This window comes from Leisingera sp. ABM4_060 (genome assembly GCF_056158765.1).
Genome location: NZ_JBSWTX010000001.1, coordinates 91,976 through 108,959, shown reverse-complemented (window position 1 = coordinate 108,959; position 16,984 = coordinate 91,976). Strand labels below are relative to the sequence as shown.

General features: G+C 64.0%; 14 protein-coding genes. 6 read left to right on the top strand and 8 right to left on the bottom strand.

Features of this window, described 5'->3' with window-relative positions:
* Window positions 1–16 precede the first annotated feature (16 nt).
* Entirely contained in the window at window positions 17–1,462 is a 1,446-nt protein-coding gene (locus ACXAEH_RS00465; protein WP_475030536.1) for an aldehyde dehydrogenase family protein, read from the bottom strand.
* Between the two features lie 106 nt (window positions 1,463–1,568).
* Here ACXAEH_RS00465 and ACXAEH_RS00460 point away from each other — a divergent pair, with 106 nt between their 5' ends.
* Complete coding sequence (locus ACXAEH_RS00460) at window positions 1,569–2,456, top strand: LysR family transcriptional regulator (RefSeq protein WP_475030535.1); 888 nt, start codon at window positions 1,569–1,571, stop codon at window positions 2,454–2,456.
* Between the two features lie 11 nt (window positions 2,457–2,467).
* On the opposite strand, the gene ACXAEH_RS00455 is transcribed toward ACXAEH_RS00460, so the two are convergent.
* Both ACXAEH_RS00455 and ACXAEH_RS00450 read right to left on the bottom strand, forming a co-directional pair.
* A complete protein-coding gene (locus ACXAEH_RS00455) occupies window positions 2,468–3,244 on the bottom strand; it encodes a pyrroline-5-carboxylate reductase (protein WP_475030534.1) in 777 nt (258 codons plus the stop codon).
* 13 nt (window positions 3,245–3,257) lie between these two features.
* The gene (locus ACXAEH_RS00450; RefSeq protein WP_475030533.1) at window positions 3,258–4,280 is read right to left on the bottom strand and encodes a LacI family DNA-binding transcriptional regulator; all 1,023 of its coding nucleotides are present in this window, start codon (window positions 4,278–4,280) and stop codon (window positions 3,258–3,260) included.
* 113 nt (window positions 4,281–4,393) lie between these two features.
* On the opposite strand from ACXAEH_RS00450, the gene ACXAEH_RS00445 reads away from it, so the two are divergent.
* The 5 genes from ACXAEH_RS00445 to ACXAEH_RS00425 all read left to right on the top strand — a co-directional run bounded on the left by ACXAEH_RS00445 (window position 4,394) and on the right by ACXAEH_RS00425 (window position 10,342).
* Entirely contained in the window at window positions 4,394–5,905 is a 1,512-nt protein-coding gene (locus tag ACXAEH_RS00445) for a tripartite tricarboxylate transporter permease (RefSeq protein WP_475030532.1), read from the top strand.
* Window positions 5,902–6,357, top strand: a complete 456-nt coding sequence (locus tag ACXAEH_RS00440) for a tripartite tricarboxylate transporter TctB family protein (protein WP_475030531.1) — start codon at window positions 5,902–5,904, stop codon at window positions 6,355–6,357. Before ACXAEH_RS00445 ends, ACXAEH_RS00440 begins: the two co-directional genes overlap by 4 nt.
* A 42-nt stretch (window positions 6,358–6,399) precedes the next feature.
* On the top strand, window positions 6,400–7,359 hold the full coding sequence (locus tag ACXAEH_RS00435) for a Bug family tripartite tricarboxylate transporter substrate binding protein (RefSeq protein ID WP_475030530.1): 960 nt from the start codon (window positions 6,400–6,402) through the stop codon (window positions 7,357–7,359).
* 68 nt (window positions 7,360–7,427) lie between these two features.
* Window positions 7,428–8,849 carry an acylating sulfoacetaldehyde dehydrogenase gene (gene sauS, locus ACXAEH_RS00430; RefSeq protein WP_475030529.1) on the top strand — a complete coding sequence of 474 codons (1,422 nt, stop codon included), beginning with the start codon at window positions 7,428–7,430 and terminating at the stop codon, window positions 8,847–8,849.
* A complete protein-coding gene (locus ACXAEH_RS00425; RefSeq protein WP_475030528.1) occupies window positions 8,846–10,342 on the top strand; it encodes an AMP-binding protein in 1,497 nt (498 codons plus the stop codon). The genes sauS and ACXAEH_RS00425 overlap by 4 nt, the downstream gene beginning before the upstream one ends.
* A gap of 177 nt (window positions 10,343–10,519) precedes the next feature.
* On the opposite strand, the gene ACXAEH_RS00420 is transcribed toward ACXAEH_RS00425, so the two are convergent.
* From ACXAEH_RS00420 to ACXAEH_RS00400, 5 genes are read right to left on the bottom strand one after another with little or no spacing between them, the layout of a single operon-like run.
* Entirely contained in the window at window positions 10,520–11,341 is an 822-nt protein-coding gene (locus tag ACXAEH_RS00420) for an enoyl-CoA hydratase/isomerase family protein (protein WP_475030527.1), read from the bottom strand.
* A gap of 3 nt (window positions 11,342–11,344) precedes the next feature.
* Window positions 11,345–13,453 (bottom strand): acetate--CoA ligase family protein, encoded by a 2,109-nt coding sequence (locus ACXAEH_RS00415; RefSeq protein ID WP_475030526.1) that lies wholly within the window; start codon window positions 13,451–13,453, stop codon window positions 11,345–11,347.
* Window positions 13,450–14,565, bottom strand: a complete 1,116-nt coding sequence (locus ACXAEH_RS00410; protein ID WP_475030525.1) for a mandelate racemase/muconate lactonizing enzyme family protein — start codon at window positions 14,563–14,565, stop codon at window positions 13,450–13,452. The genes ACXAEH_RS00415 and ACXAEH_RS00410 overlap by 4 nt, the downstream gene beginning before the upstream one ends.
* Entirely contained in the window at window positions 14,562–15,698 is a 1,137-nt protein-coding gene (locus tag ACXAEH_RS00405; RefSeq protein WP_475030524.1) for an alcohol dehydrogenase family protein, read from the bottom strand. Before ACXAEH_RS00405 ends, ACXAEH_RS00410 begins: the two co-directional genes overlap by 4 nt.
* A complete protein-coding gene (locus ACXAEH_RS00400; protein WP_475030523.1) occupies window positions 15,695–16,882 on the bottom strand; it encodes a TauD/TfdA family dioxygenase in 1,188 nt (395 codons plus the stop codon). Before ACXAEH_RS00400 ends, ACXAEH_RS00405 begins: the two co-directional genes overlap by 4 nt.
* Between the last annotated feature and the right edge of the window lie 102 nt (window positions 16,883–16,984).

Genomic DNA, 16,984 nt, shown 5'->3' with positions numbered 1-16,984 from the left:
TGCCAGGGTTCCTTGATCAGACCGGCTTGCCGGCGCTGATGTAGGCGGTCTTGACGGTGGTATAGAATTCCGCCGCCGCCTTGCCCTGCTCACGGGGCCCATAGGAACTGTCGCCGCGGCCGCCGAAGGGCACGTGGTAGTCGGTGCCTGCGGTCGGCAGGTTGACGGTCACAACACCGGTGCGCGCATTGCGGCGGAAATGGGTGGCGCGGGCCAGCGACTGGGTCACGATGCCGGAGGTCAGGCCGAAGTTGGTGTCATTCACCACAGACAGCGCTTCGTCATAGCTGCCGACCTTGATCACAGAAGTCAGCGGCGCAAACATTTCCTCGCGGTTGATGCGCATGTCGTTGGTGGTGTTCAGGAACACGCCCGGGGACATGTAGAAGCCCTCATGCGGCATCTCCAGGCGCTGGCCGCCGCAGGCCAGTTCCGCGCCTTCGGAGGTACCCAGATCGACATAGGCCAGGTTTTCGTTCAGCTGCTGCTCACTGACCACCGGCCCCATCTGCACGCCCTCTTCCAGCGCGTGGCCCACTTTCATCGCCTGTGCGCCCGCCACCAGTTTCTCAACAAAAGCGTCGTGCACGGCTGCGTGGACCACGAGCCGGGAGGAGGCGGTGCATTTCTGGCCGGTGCCGCCAAAGGCGCCGCCCAGCGCCAGGGTGACGGCCAGATCCAGGTCGGCGTCATCCATCACGGCCAGCGCGTTCTTGGAGCCCATCTCCATCTGCACCTTGGTGAGGTTCTGGATAGCGGCAGCCGCAATGCCCTTGCCCACCGGCACCGAGCCAGTGAAGGAGATCGCGTTCACCTTGGGGCTTTCGACCAGGCGCTGGCCGATAGAACGACCGGACCCCATCACCAGCGAGAACAACCCTTTGGGGATGTCCTGGCGCTCGATGATCTCGGTCAGGGCGACGGCAGAAGCCGGGGTGATGTTGGCCGGTTTCCAGACCACGGCGTTGCCATAGCAAAGTGCGGGCGCGATTTTCCAGGAGGCGGTGGCGGTCGGGAAGTTCCAGGGGCTGATGATCGCCACCACACCCACCGCCTCGCGGCGCACGTCTACCTCGATATCGGGCCGCACGGAGTCGGCGTTTTCACCGATCTGGCGCAGGCACTCGGCGGCGTAATAGGTAAAGAACTGGCCGGCACGGTAGACTTCGCCCTTTCCCTCAGCCAGCGGCTTGCCTTCTTCGCGCGACAGCAGCGTGCCCAGTTCCTCGGCGCGCGCCATCAGCTCGTTGCCGATGTTCATCAGGACCGCCTGTTTGCGCTCCAGACCGTAAGCCGCCCATTCGCGCTGCGCGACTTGAGCCTGATCCAGGGTCGTTTCCAGCTGATCGGCGCGGGCCTGGGCAAACATGCCGACCAGGTCGCTCAGATCCGACGGGTTGCGGTTTTCGATTTCGCTTTCGCCAGCCAGCCATTCGCCGGCAATCAGGTTCAGTTTGGTCACGGTACGGGCCCCAGATGCTGAAATTCAGGTTTGCAGCAGGATGGACTTCCGCCCCCGCATCAGTCAAACTCAATAAACTGAACGCAATTTCAATATTTCTGAAGTCATGGCCCTGAAGATCGAAATGCTGCGCGCCTTTTGCACCGTGGCGCAGACCGGCAACCTCTCCGAGGCGGCCAACAGGCTGGGGCGCACCCAGTCTGCTGTCTCGATGACACTGAAACAGATGGAGGACCATCTGGGCAAGAAGCTGTTCGAGGGCGAACGCAAGAACCAGCTGTCGCCGCTGGGGGAGCAAGTCTTTGAACTGGCGCAGAAACAGGTGCGCCAGTTCGATCAGACCGTGCAGAGCATCGAAATGGCAGCGGAGGCGATCCACGGCCTGATCCGCATCGTCTCGGTGCCGTCGGTCGCAGCGCTGGTGTTTCCATCGGTGCTGGAGCACATGACGGAACGCTACCCGGGCCTGAAGGTCGAGCTGCGCGATACCGACACCCAGCAGGTGCTGGACGCGCTGGCCGAGGGCAAGGCGGATATCGGCATCGCCTCGGGCTATCACCCGGTGAACGGCGTCAAGGCGGTGCCGCTGTTCGAGGACCGGTTCGGGCTGGTCTGCTCCACTGACCACCCGCTGGTGCTGCAGGAGCACCCGCCGGTGATTGCCGATATCACTGGTGCGTCTTTCGTCCGCAATGCGCTGTGCGATCTGATCCGGAACGAACGTTTTGTCGCGGCCAGCGGCTCAGCCGATGTGACGATCCACAACACCCACTCGCTGATCACTATGGTGCGGACCGGCAAATGGGTGACGGTGCTGCCGCAGACCGTGGCCCGTTTCATGCCGGAAACCACCGCCTTCCGCCCCATCGCCGACCTGCCGGACAAGCGCGAGGTGTATCTGTACCAGCGCGAACGCAGCCGCTTTGCGGCGCTGACAGAGGAATGCTGCGCCTTTATCCGGTCCTGCGATCTGTCCACGGACCTGCCGGCCTGAGGTACAGCAGTTTAGTTCTTGGCTGCCCGCAACCGGGCCGCAATACTGTCCAGCCCGTCCGTCAAAGCTCTGCTGCCACCTGCGCTGTCGAAAACCCGGAACAGCTGTTCGTTCAGCCCGCCCGGGGTTGAGTGCCCTTCACGCAGGGCGCTGAAACTGCTGCCGGTATCTGCCTCAGCCCGCTTTGCCAGCCCGCTAAAGACACCCGTCAAATAGGCCTGTGCGCCCTCTTCGGAGCAGCCTTGCGCCGCCAGCCAGCCCGCCGCGGTTTCCAGCACGCCGAAATAGGCACCCATCAGGGCGCTGGCTGCGGCATAGGCGTCAAATTCCTCAACTGTCTTTGCCGTGACAGCCGTTCCTAGCCCGGCAAACAATCCGGATAGCACCCGGTCCCGCGGGTACAGCACCGTCACCCCGCGCCGCTCAGCCACTGCGGGCAGCGGTATGGCGCGGGTGAGCTCCACCTCCGCACCGATCCACTCGCGCAAACGCTCATGAGTGACGGTTGCAATCAGGCTGACCACCTTCTGACCCGGGCGGAAGGTCAACGGCCGCAGCACCTCCTCTGCCACTTGCGGCAGCACCGCGAGGAACAGAATGTCCGCCTGATCCGCAATCTCCTGATTGTCCGCTGACACTTGCACCTGAACTGAGGCCGCCGCCAGCCGGGCAGAGACCGCGCGGCTGCGCTCGGACAGCAGGAACTCATGCGCAGCATCTTCCTGTTTCAATAGGCCTGTTACGATGGCTTCGGTGATCACACCGGTACCGATAAAGCCGAATTTCATGCCCCTGCCCTCCTCAAATCCGTCCGGTGGTGCCGCGCATAATTGGCTCCAGCTCACAGCACAGTTTGAACGCCTCCGGCGCCTCTGAGGTGATATAGCTGGTGAAGCGTTCGCCTGCGAGTGTGCCGATGGTTTCCGCTGGGATCCGCACCGTGGTGAGGCCCGGCTCGATGTCCGCCGAGCCTTTGAAGTCGCCGATCCCCATGATGGACAGTTCATCCGGCACCCGCAGCCCGCATTTCTGCGCCCCGTAGAGCGCGCCCTGGGCGATCACGTCATTGCCGCAGAGCAAGGCTGTAGGGCGCGACGGGCCGGATAGCAGCTCCAAGGCCGCCTGCTTGGCCTGGGAAACACTGTAGGGGGCCTCGGATTTCCGCTCGCCGGGCACGGAAATACCATGGGTTTCAAGCACTTCCATTGCCGCCGTCAGCCGGTGCCGGGCCCGGTCATTACCGCGGGTGTCGGGAAAGATCAGACCAATGTCGCGGTGGCCCAGCCCTAGCAGATGCTCTGCCGCCATTCGGCCCGCCTGCCGGTTGTCGGCGCCAACGCAGGGCAGCTCCGCATCCTCCGCGTAGTTCCAGATCGCCATAGCCGGGGTTTCCTGCTGTGCGATCAGCCGGGCGGTGGCGTCGGAATGCTCCAGCCCGATCAGCGCCACCCCGTCGACCCGGTGCTCCATCAGCTTGCGCACCATCGCGTATTCCCGGTCCAGATCATAGCCATGCGAAGCCAGCAGCAGGGTAAAGCCGGCCCGGTCAATGGCATCCGAGAACGCCTGGATCACCTCGGCGAAAATCGCGTGGTTGATGGTCGGCACCACCAGCCCGATGGTGCCCGAGCGTTTGCCATGCATCATCTGCGCCGCGCGGTTGCGGACATAGCCCAGTTTCTGCACCGCGCGGGTGATCTTCTTGCGAGTCGCGGGGCTGACCAGATCAGGGTGGTTGAAGGTGCGCGACACTGTCGAAGGCGACACTTTGGCCGCCTTTGCCACCGCGATGATATCCACGTTACCCTTTTGTTTTGGCGCCATAATCCCCCCTCCTCCGGCAAGATTTATGAAAACGTTTGCAATACTATTTTCATGGCCTAACCTGTTTTGTCAACAAAAGCAAAAGCGCGATCAGCCGGGTTGGGAGGCCCCGAATGGACTTCATATTTTACTTCGGAGACGTATTCTCACCGCTGTCATTCCTGCTGCTGCTGGGCGGCACGATTGGCGGGCTGATCCTAGGGGCAACCCCGGGGCTTTCCCCCACTATGGCAGTGGCCCTGCTGATCCCCTTCACCTTCCACTTGGAGGCGGTTCAGGGCCTGATCCTGCTGGGCGCCGCCTATACCTCCACCGTGGCGGGCGGCGCGGTCAGTGCGATCCTGCTGAAGATCCCCGGCGCGCCTGCAAACATTGCCACCACGCTGGACGGCCACAAGATGGCCAAACAGGGCAAAGGCGCCAAGGCTTTGCAACTGTCCTTCCTCGCCTCGGCTGTGGGCGGCATCTTTGGTGTGCTGCTGCTGATCTTCCTGACGCCGGTTCTGGCGGAGTGGGCGTTGGCCTTTGGCCCCTCGCATCTGTTCTGGCTGGCCATCCTAGGTGTCACCGTGATCGGCTCGCTGGACTCGGCCTCGGTGGTCAAAGGCCTGCTGTCCGGCTGCATCGGGCTGTGGCTCGCCACAATCGGCTTTGACGACATCATGGGCGCCCAGCGCTTTATCTTCCACCCGTCGCTGGGTGGCGGCATCAATATCATTGCGGCGCTCATCGGCCTGTTTGCCATTCCGCAGGTGCTGACCATGTTCGCCAAGGGCCGCCGTGCACAAGGCGCTGAGGTGATCGAGGTGCAGAAACACTCGGTCCTGGACGCCACCCGTGAGCTGCTGCGCCGCCCGCGTGCCCTGGGCATCGGCACCATCACCGGCTCCATCATCGGGCTGATCCCCGGTGTGGGCGGCCAGATTGCCGGGCTTGTGGCCTATGACCAGACCAAGAAATTCTCCTCGGAGAAGGAGAAATTCGGCCAGGGCCACAGCGAAGGCGTGATCGCCGCGGAATCCGCCAACAACGCCATGGTCGGCCCCTCGCTGGTGCCGCTCTTGACCCTGTCGATCCCCGGCAGCCCCACCGCCGCCGTGCTGCTGGGGGGCTTGCTGATCCACGGCATCTTCCCGGGCTCCGACCTCTTTGACAATCACCCGGATGTGGCCTGGACCTTCATCAACTCGATGCTGGTCGGCCAGGTTCTGATGTGCCTGTTCGGTCTCTATGTGGCGGGCCTCGCCGCCCGCGTTGCCCAGGTGCCGCAATCGGTGATGGCTGCCATCGTGCTCGCCCTGTCCGTCTTTGGCGCCTACTCGGTGCAAAGCTCTATGGGCGACGTCTATGTCATGGCCTGCCTTGGCATCGGCATGTATTTCCTGGAGCGTTTCGGCTTCTCCGCCGCGCCGCTGGTGCTGGGGCTGATCCTGGGCCCGATCGCGGAATCGAACTTCATCCAGGGCGGCATGATTGCGGATGCCACCGTCGGCAAGGCCAGCTACTTCCTGTCCGGCGGGCTGAACATCTTCCTGATCGCCGTGGTCGTCGCCTCCATCGCCTACTCGGCCTGGATGGAGCTGCGGACCCGCCGCCACACCACCAAAGAGGAGGCGCAAGCATGAACCGGTCTCAGCATGTTCTTGGCTCCGGCCTGGTCTTTGCCGTCGGCATCTGGGTCGCCTGGGTCAGCTATACGCAACAGCCCGCCGAAGCTTTTCTGTTCCCGCGCCTGATCGCCTCGGTCTTTGTGGTGCTGGCAGGCTGGACCTTCGGCAAGGCGGTTCTGGGCCTCAGCAAGGTCGGTTCCGGCATCTCGCGCACCTTGTTTCTGAACATGGTGCCGGGGCTGGCCGTGATGCTGATCTATGTCTTCTGGGCCGCCAAGGCGCTGGGGTTCTACACTGCCACCGCCATCGCCTTTTTCATCCTGCTGTCGCTCTACGACCCCGCACCGCATTCCGAAGGCAAGACCTGGGTCAAGCGGGCGCTGATCACCGTGGTGTTCGTGGCGGTGATGTACGGCCTCTTTGCCAAGCTGCTGAGCGTCTACACCCCGCGTGAAATTCTGTTCTGACCGGCTTGAGAACGGTCCGAAACCAATAGGGAGGAGAAGAAAATGAAGAAACTGATTGCAAGCGCCGCCATAGCGCTGATGGGCCTGGCGAGCATCGCCATGGCTGAGGACTACCCGGAACGCCCGATCATGATGATGGTGTCCTACGGCGCCGGCGGGGCCACCGACTTCCAGGCCCGGATCGTCACCATGACTGCCGGCAACGAGGACGCGCTGGGGATGCCCATTGCCATCATCAACAAGCCCGGTGCAGGCGGCCGTGTCGGCTGGAACTGGTTTGCAACCCAGGCCGAGGCGGACGGCTACACACTGGCGGCCTACAACGTGCCCCATTTCATTGCCCAGTCGATCAAGGGCGGCGTATCCTATTCCGCAGACAGTTTCGAACCCATCGCCAACTGGGGCGCTGACCCCGCTGTCTTTGTCGTGGCGGCTGACAGCCCGTTCAACTCGATGGCGGATGTGGTCGCCCATGCCAAGGAGAACCCGGGCAAGCTGACCTTCTCCGGCGCCGGCCTGTTTGTCGGCCACCACATCGCTGCGCTGCAGATCGAAAAGGCAGCTGGCGTGAAGATGGCCTATATCCCCACCAAGGGCGGCGGCGCGGCGGCGATGAAGGCCGTCATCGCCGGTGAGGTGATGGGCGGCATCAACAACCTGTCCGATGCCTTCCGCGCGCAGGAAGCCGGCAACGTCAAGATCCTCGGCGTCGCCGACCTCGCCCGTTCCGACTTTCTGCCCGACGTGCCCACCATGCAGGAGCAAGGTCTGGACGTGGACAATTCCTCGGTCAATTTCCGCGGCGTGATGGTGCCCAAGGGCACCCCGCAAGAGGTGATCGACGCGCTTGCCGCTACCGTGCCTGACATGTTCGCCAATCCGCGCGTTGCCAAGAAGATGCAGGCCGGCGGCTCGCCCATGCACATCATGACCCGCGATGAGGTCAAGGAGATGTGGGCCGCGCGCGAACAGACGCTGAAGGAACTTCTGGCCGGGCTCTGATCCCCACCCCTCCGGCCGAAACCCTCCGGGGCAGCGCCCCTGCCCCGGACAATCAATCGAGGAAAGACATGACCGCTCAGGACGCACTCGCCTCCGGCATCGCCGAGGTGGAACAGATCGTGGCGCGCGCCCGCACCGCCCAGCAGGCTTTCGAAGCCAGCGGCAGCCAGGCGCTTTATGACAAGGCAGCTTTGGCGGCAGGCTGGGCCATCATGGAACCCGCCCGCAACCGGAGCCTGGCCGAGCTGGCAGTGGAAACCACCGGCCTCGGCAATGTGGTGGACAAGATCACCAAGAACCACCGCAAGACGCTGGGCCTGTTGCGCGACATCGCCGGGGTGCAGACACACGGCATTGTCAGCGACGACCCGGAAACCGGCATCACCGAGATCATGCGCCCCATCGGCGTTGTTGGCGCTGTTGTCCCCTCGACCAACCCGGCCGCCACACCCGCCAACAACATCATCAACGCGCTGAAAGGCGGCAATGCCATCGTCGTGGCCCCCTCGCCCAAGGGCGTCGCCTCCTGCGAGTTGCTGCTCTCCTACATCCATACGGAGTTCGCCAAGCTGGGATTGGACCCCGACCTGGTGCAGATGATCCCCGCGCCCGGCTCCAAGGCCAAGACCCAAACGCTGATGGAGGCCGCCGACCGGGTGATCTGCACCGGCAGCCAGAACAACGTCCACCGCGCCCAGTCCTGCGGCACCCCCGCCGTGGCGGTCGGCGCCGGCAATGTGACCGTGATCGTGGATGAGACCGCGGATCTGGCCGAGGCCGCGGCCAAGATCACTGCTTCCAAGTGTTTCGACAACGCGACCTCCTGCTCCTCGGAAAACTCCGTTGTGGTGGTGGATGCGATCTATGACCAGTTCATTGCAGCGCTCGCCCGGGAAGGCGGCGCGCTGGTGCCTGAAGCCGAGGCCGGCGGCATCATCGCCAAGCTCTGGCCGGAGGGACACCTGAACCGCGAAGTCATCGCCCAGGACGCCGGCAAGATGCTGGCCGCGCTTGGCCTGGATGGCAAGGTTCCCGCCGACACAAAGTTCCTGGCGGTGGAAACCAAGGGCATCGGCCCGGACCACCCGCTGTCCGGCGAAAAGCTGAGCCGTATCCTGGCTGTCTACCGGGCCGCGGATTACGCAGAAGCAAAAGCCACCGCTGCCTGTATCCTTGACTATCAAGGCGCAGGCCACTCCATCGGCATCCACACTGCTCTGGACGAGCGCGCCGTCGAGATGGGCCGCGAAATGCCCACCTGCCGGGTGATCGTCAATCAGGCGCACACCTTTGCCACCGGCGGCGCCTTCACCAACGGGATGCCGTTCTCGCTGTCGATGGGTTGCGGCAGCTGGGGCGGCAATTCGATCGACACCAACCTCAACTGGCGCCACTTTGTGCAGAGCACCAAGGTCGTGCGGGAAATCCCCTCCCGCGAACCAGCGCTGGAGGAGATATTCTCCAGCTACTGGGCGGAGGCGGGCCAATGATGGAGCCGCCCAAGGGAACCATCCGCGACTGGCTCGACACACGCGCAGAGGAAGGCGGCACCGGCTTTGTCTTCCCTGACGGCGCGCCGGATCTCTGCTGGCAAGAACTGCGCGATACCGCCCGGGACATCGCCCGCGCGCTGACTGCCAAGGGCATTGCCAAGGGCGAAAGCGTCGCCATCCTGCACCCGAACGGGCGCGAGGCATTGGAATGCCTGTTCGGCGTGCTCTACGGCGGTTTCCGCGCCACCATGATCAACCTGGTCGCAGGCAACAGCGCCGTCGCCTATGCCCTGCAGCACAGCGGCGCCCGCATTGCCTTTGTGCACGCCAGCCAGGCCGAACTGTTCGAGCAGACTGCCGATCCGTCCATCCTCTCCCCATTGGACAGGCCGGCAGCCCCTGGTGGTCCGCCGGCAGGGCTGCACCCGCTCTCTGCCGGCGACCACGCTTTGCTGATGTACACCTCCGGCACCACCGGCCAGCCCAAAGGCGTGGTGCATACTCACGCGAGCCTCTTGGCGGGCGGCTGGACCACAGCCGTGGCACATAAGCTGAACCCCCAGGACCGCGGCCTCTGCGTGCTGCCGATCTACCACATCAACGGGCTCTGCGTGACGGTGATGGGCGCGCTGATCTCCGGCGGCTCGCTGGCGATGTGCGAACGCTTCTCTGCCAGCCGCTTTTGGGCCCACGCGGGCTGGTCGCAAGCCACTTGGTTCTCGGTGGTGCCCACCATCATCTCGCACCTGTTGCATTCGGAACTGGACCCGGTCGACAGCACCCGCGCCCGCATCCGTTTCGGCCGTTCGGCGTCCTCGGCGCTGGCTCCGGATGTGCAGCGTGCGTTTGAGGACCGCTTCGGCATTCCAATCATCGAAACCATGGGCCTGACTGAAACCGCCGCCCAGATCCTATCGAACCCTTTGCCTCCCGGCACCCGCAAAATCGGCTCCCCCGGGGTCGCCTATGGTAATGAAGTCGCCATCCTCGACGCAAACCAGCACCCCGTAACCGATGGCAGCGAAGGTGAACTGGCGGTGCGCGGGCCCAATGTGATGCTGGAATATCTCAACAACCCCGAAGCCACCGCCGGAACCTTCACACCGGATGGCTGGCTGCGCACCGGCGACCTGGGGCGGATCGACGCTGACGGTTACGTCTTTGTCACCGGGCGCCTGAAGGAGCTGATCATCAAGGGCGGCGAAAACATCGCCCCGCGCGAGATCGACGAAGCGCTCTATTCCCATCCCGATGTGATTGAAGCCGCCGCCTTTGGCCGCCCCTGTGCAAGCTATGGCGAGACAGTGGAGGCGGCAGTGAAAATCCGTGCGGGCTCCAGCCTGACGCCGCTGGAGCTGATCGAGATCTGTCACAGCCAGCTTGGCAAGTTCAAATCGCCGGACGAGGTGCATTTCCTGGCAGATCTGCCCAAGGGGCCCTCCGGGAAAATCCAACGAAACAAAATCCTCGGTGCGATCGAAAACCGCTGATGGCCCTTAGAAAAAGGTCAGCGCCCCTGCCCCAATGTTTCGCGCGCGAAACATCCGGTCAGCATTGCTGACCGGTCCGCCGCGCCGCAGCGCGGCGCCGGGCCCAACCGGTGACGGGGTTCCAAAGGAACACCGGAACCGGGCGGGAGCGCTTCCTTTCAGTTGTGCCGGAAGACCTCAGTCCAGCCCCTCATAGCGGGCATTGGCTTCCTGCAGCGCGGCTTTCAGCCCCTTCTCGACAGTCAGCTTTGAAAACGCCTCATATTCCGGCACCGGCTGCGCCCCCAGGATGGCAACCTGTTCCAGGTAATAATCGGTGGCGGTCTTCAGCCCCTGCATCTCATAGACCCGGTTGAGGTACATCTTGTGCATCCGCTGCATCTCCCGCGGCATCCGCGCCATCAGCAGCGCCTTTTTCTGCGTCGCTTCCTTCAGCTCCTCCAGCGGCACCACATCGGTGATCAGCCCCATCTCCTTGGCTTCAGCCGCAGTCAGCTCACGCCCCGTCAGCAGCAGGTCCTTGGCGGTCTTCATGTTGACCAGCCATGGCAGGAACATGCAGTGGCCGGAAATGCCATAGCGCACCTCGTTATAGCCGATGCGGGTATCATCGGAGGCAATGGTGATGTCGCAGAACAGGCTCAGCTCAAACCCCTTGCCGATGGCGATGGAGTTCACCGAGGCAATCACCGGCTTGGTCACCCGCCAGGGCGTGGTGAACTCATCAAACTGCTTGAAGTAATGGGCGCGGTATTCGTAGATCGAACTGCGGTCCTCCTCCGCATCCTCATCAAGGTCATGCCCGGCACAGAAGCCGCGGCCTGCGCCCTGGATCACGATCACATTGACATCGTCATCGGCATCGGCGCGCTCCAGCCCGGCTTGCAGTTCGGCAATGAGTTTCAGGTTCATCGCATTCAGCTTTTCCGGCCGGTTCAGGGTCAGCCAGCAAATATGGTCGGCGTCGACCTCGTAGATCAGATGGGTGTAGTCGGTCATGGCTCAGCCTTTCAAGGTCAGGACCGCGTCGGCAACCACCGCGCGGGTTTGGGTGAGCAGCAGCGGGTTCACTTCCAGCTCTGCAACTTCAGTATGTTCAAAGGCGAAGGCGCAAAGCGCTTCGATGGCATCCAGGGCTGCGGTCAGGTCCGCCGCAGGCCGGCCGCGGTAGCCAAGGATCAGCGGCGCCAGTTTCAGGCTTCGCAAAGCCGTTTCGATATCCGCACGCGGCGCGGGCAGGATCAGGGTGGCGGTGTCCTGCATCAGCTCCACCGCGATTCCGCCAATGGCCAGCGTCAGGGTGCAGCCGATGTCCGGCACATGGCGGATGCCAGCCAGCAGCTCTCCAACAGGGTCCTGTATCATTTCCTCGATCAGGAAGCCTTCTGCTTCAAGATTTTGTTCAGCGAGGCGGTCTGACATGGTGCTGAGGGCAGCAGGCAGGTCATCCGGCGCAATGTTCAACGCCACGGCGCCTGCCTCGGTCTTATGCAGCAGACCCGGCACAATGGCTTTCACCGCGCAGGTGCAGGGGATCTCCGGCAAGCCGTCAGTGCCTTGCACCACCCACTGGCGCGGTACATCGAGACCACTCTCCGCAAGCCAAGATTTGGCCTCCGCTTCACTCAGCGCCCCGTCCGGCGGCAACGCCGGGCTGCCCCCGTCCGCCCCCCCGGGCGGGGGCAATACCCCCACCCGCGGCCGGGGGCCGCCCTCAGCACACATGAGCATCGCCTCGGGATCCTTTCTCTCCCGCGTCGCGCCATAGCGCGCCGCATGAGCAACCGCCCGCAACCCGTCCTCGATCCCCTGCAAAGGTGCCATGCCGCTGGCGATCATCCGCTCCCGCACCGAACGCGGCAGCGCCTCGGCCAGGGTATTGACAAAGGCCGCCGGGCGGTTCCCCTTGGCCGCGGCCAAAGCGCCGGTGGTGGCGTCCCAGGTCGACATGTCCCAGCCGCCTTCGGGCGGGTAGCACATCACCTGGGCAAAAAGGTCATAATCATCCCGCGCAAAGGCCTGGTAGATCGGCAGCTGATCGCCTCGCGGCCAGCCATGGGCATCGGAGATATCCAAGGGGTTCGCCGGGCCGACATAGGCAGGCAGGACCGCATCAAGCGCGGGCGCGGTCTCAGCCGAGGGCGGTACCATCTGCAGCCCCGCCTTTTCAGCAATATCGCCGCCCAGCACCGCATAAGAGCCTGATGAGGTGATAAATCCTGTCTTCATGCCTTTGGGAATGGGGGTGTAGCTCAGCATCTTGACGGTTTCGATGGCTTCTGAGGGCGTCGTCGCCTCGATCCAGCCGAAGCGGCGGAACAGGGCCGAAGCGACCTGCGCATCCCCTGATAGAGAGGCAGTATGGGATTGTGCTGCCCGAGTCCCGGCCTCGCTACGCCCGCCCTTGATCGCAACAACCGGGATCCGGTTGCGCGCTGCCTTGGCGGCGGCCTGCGAGAGTTTCGCAACGTCAGCAATGCCCTCGAAATAGACGTTCACCGCGCTCACCCGGGCATCATCCAGCACCGCGTCCAGCATGTCGGCAACGCTCACCATCGCCTGGTTGCCGAGCCCGATCATATAGGCGATGGGCTGCGAACGGTCGGCGCAGCCAAGATCGCTCAGGTAGGCGCCGCCGTTGGAGATCACCGCCACGCCTTTCTGCGGTGCGTGATTGCCGAAGTGATCCATCATGAAGGCGCTGCCATCCAGGAAATTGGCAATCCCCGGACAATTAGGGCCGATCACCGGCATCTCTCCGGCGGCCTCGATCATCTCTACTTGCCGCGCCGCGCCATCGGCGCTTTCGGAGAAGCCGGAGGTGATGCAGACCACCCCGCCGCAACCGTTCCCGGACAGGGCGCGCACGGTTTCGATGACCGCCTCCTTGGGGATCACCAGGATGGCGAGATCCGGCACCCAAGGCAGGTCCGCCGCTGACGGCACGCAGGCCAACCCGGCAATTTCTGCCCGCTTGGGGTTCACCGCCATGGCCTCGCCAGTGAAGCCATTGGCCTTCATGTATTCGATTGCGGGGGCAATGCCGCCGCCGCCGAACCAGGCCACGCGGGCCGGGTTCAGCATCCGTTTCAATCGCTCTGCCTTGGTCACAGGCTGTACTCCGCCACTGGTTCGCCCAGCACGTCCGGGTTGACCTCAACGCCAAGGCCAGGCGCGCAATCATCCGGCACTTTCACCCGGCCGTTAACCACCGGGAACGGGTTCTTCACCACCGGCACCGCGGGCAGGTGGTAGTCGTAAAGGCCAAAGGTTGCCGCCGCAGGCAGCCCCTGCGCCAGGTGGGACACAGCCGCCAGGGTCAGACCGGTGCCGTAGAAATCCTCAATCCGCATCGGGATGCCCAGGCGCAGGCCGGTTTCTGCCAGATGGCGGTGCTCGGAGATGCCGCCGGTGCAGCCCATCTTGAGCACCGCGGCATTGATCACCCCATCCTCAGCCGCGCGGATAAAGCTGTCCTGATCCTCGATCGCCTCATCCAGCATCAGCCCCAGCCCCGTGTGGCGGGCAACGGTGCGGCATTGTTCATAGGTCTCGCAGGGCTGTTCGATCAGCGGCGCCAGATCGCGGACCAGCGGCATCACCTGCATTGCCTGATCGACGGTCCAGGCGCGGTTTACATCGAACCAGCAACGCTCATCCTCGCGCATGGCCCGCTGACAGGCACGGATGCGGGCGATCTCCAGCTGCGGGCTGCCGTGGCCGATCTTGATTTGGAACAGCTTGTAGCCTTGGGCGCGGAACTCCTCGATCTGGGCCACCTGCTCCTCAGGCGAGGCGGTGTTCACCAAGCACAGAACCGGCATGTCCTCAACCACGCGGCCGCCCCAGAGGTCGACCAGCGGAAGGCCGCGCGCCTTGCCCGCGAGATCCCACAGCGCCATGTCGATCACCGATTTCGTCGGCTTGTGGCCGCGCATGGCAAAGCGGATGTCTTCCATCCGGGCGCGGTGGTTCAGCGGGTCCTGCCCCAAAAGCGCCGGTGCAATCAGCTCAAGCCCCGCGCGGGCAGATTGCGGCGAGGTCGGCAGGTAGTAGGAGGGTGCGGTCATGGTTTCGCCCCAGCCAGACACGCCTTCGTCGGTGTCGACCCGCAGCACGGTGGTTTCCAGCGGGATCTCCATGTTGAGGGTCTTGGTGTAGCGGGTCTCGACCCCCCATTTGTCCAGCACCACGCGATAGACGGTGAGTTTGGTGATCTTCATGTCAGGTCCTCCCCGGACGCGTCCTGTGGCGGGATCAGCACCATGCTGCCCACATGGTGTTTCTGCAGGAATGCCTCCTGCGCGGCAGCGATTTCAGACAGCGGCCGGGTGGCCGCCACAGCTGGTTTCAGCCCGCCCGCGTGCAGGATCTCGATCAGCCGCGGGAAGGTCTCTTGCAGGTAGGCGGTGGAGCCGAAGAAGCTGAGGTTCTTGAGGTAAAGCGTGCGCAGATCGAGAGTCACATTCGGCCCGGCAATGGCGCCTGCGGTGACATAGCGCCCGCCGCGCCTCAAGAGTGAGAGGTACTCGGCAAAGCGCTCTCCGCCCACCACATCGGCGATCAGGGTGAATTTTCGCCCCTCCGTTGCGGCCAAAGCGGCGCCTGCGTGATTTTCAGCGTCCCGGCCGATCACATGATCCGCGCCAATGGCCCGCACGTCCTCCGCTTTAGAGGCACTGCAAACGGCCACCACTTCGGCACCGCAATGCTTGGCGATCTGAATGAGGAAAGTGCCAACCCCGCCGGAGGCACCGGTGATCAGTACCACGTCGCCGGCCTTGAGGCCTGCCATCAGCATCATGTTCATCGCGGTGCCGCCGGAACAGGGCAGCGTCGCCAGCTGCGCGTCCGTGAACGGCAAGTCATCTGCCACCGTTACCGCATTGCGGGCGGGCAGCCGGGTGAACTGGGCAAAGGCGCCGTCGTGCTCCGAGCCCAGAAAGCCTGCATTCTCCAGCCACTCCGGGTCTTCCGGGTCATAGATGTACGGCGCGCAAACCACACGCTCGCCAATGCGGGCCGGGTCCATTCCCTGCCCCACAGCGGCGATGCGGCCGACGCAATCGGCCCCTTGGATGCGCGGGAAACGAACGTCCCCGGCCCAGTCCCCCATGCCGCCCTTATCGACACCAAAGCCCGCCTGCCCGCCGGCTTCGGTGGTGCCGTCGCCGACACCTGAGTTATACCAGCCGGTGCGGGTATTGATGTCGGTGTTGTTCATGCCTGCGGCAGTGACGCGGACCAGCACTTCACCCGGCCCCGGCTGAGGCACCGGGACGTCGGTACGGTACTGCAAGCAATCCAGCCCGCCATAGCCGGTCAGATGCACCGCCGCCATTTGTTTGGGGATCATGACTTTGCCTCCTGCTCTGCTTCCGCCCGGAACTGGCGCTGGAGCGTGCGGATGCGCGAATGCAGGTCGTCGCGGTCGGCGTAGATGCCCTCGATGAACCGCGTGCCGCCCTTGGCGTCATACCCGGCCCGCCCGTGCAAAGCGCGGCGGTTGTCGAAGGCCAAGAGGTCGCCAGGTTCATAGCGGAACACCATCTCGTAACGCGGATCCTGCGCCCGGGCGCAGAAAGCGCGGTAGGCCTTGTAGGCGCGGGCCTGCACTTCCAAGGGCGCCTTCAGCGGTCCACGCAGGAAGGTGTTGTAGCGCACGCCGGTGATGTTGCCCCTTGCATCGGTCTCCACCACCGGGCCGCGGGCGCGGTAGTCCGAGCGCCGGGCGCGGTTGCTGTATTCCCAGACATCCGTCACCAGCGAGTGGAAATGCTCTGGCTCCTCCTCCCGCATGTCCTCGGCGACCTGGTAGGCGTCCACATAGATACCCTCGCCTCCCGTAGTGGTGTTGTCCCGTGTGTAAAGAAACTGCAGCCCGTGCGGGGTTTCCCGGGTCGGCATGTCGATATGCTGCAGCAGCTTGTCCGGGGTGAAGGCCTGGCTGTCGGGGTCGTCCTTGATCTCCAGCACATACTGGCGGCCGAAGTTGCTTTCGCGGACTGGACCGATGCGGGTGACGATCTCCTCCAGCAGCCCGTCCCGCTGCGGCAGCCCGCGCAGCCGGGCCACGCCATAGTCGCGCAAGGCCTCCAGCCATTGCAGAAAGACACGCGGGTTTTCCAGCGCCTCGGGGCCATCAAACGTCAGCGGCTCCATCAGATCCTCGCCCCGCCACAGGATTGGCGGTGCAGGCTCCTCCTCGCCGAACCAGGCGGTGCCGCGCAGCCAGCCGGGATGATAGGCGCTGGCGGTGCCGTCGGAGAAGTGCACTTCCACCGCGCCGCTGCCCAGGATCGCCGCGGCAGTGATCGCCACCTCCGCCGCAATCCCGTTCGGAGAGATACACATCTCCCGCGCCTTGGGATGGATCGTCGCCGGATCGGGGCTGTTTTCGCGCAGCAGCAGCACGTGGTGCCGGCTGGTCAGGCCATCCGACCAGGCCACCTCCAGCGCCTCGCCCGTGTGGTGCAAACGCCCGGCAGTGTGGTCGATCGGCCAGACGTCAAAATCCGGTGTCCAGGGCAGCTCGGTCATGTTCTCTCCTCCACTGCCAAAGGATGTTAGGAACAGTGCAGCAAAACCGCTTGACCTGTTTTAGCGATTTTCTAACGTAAATTGACAAACTGCCGCGAGCCG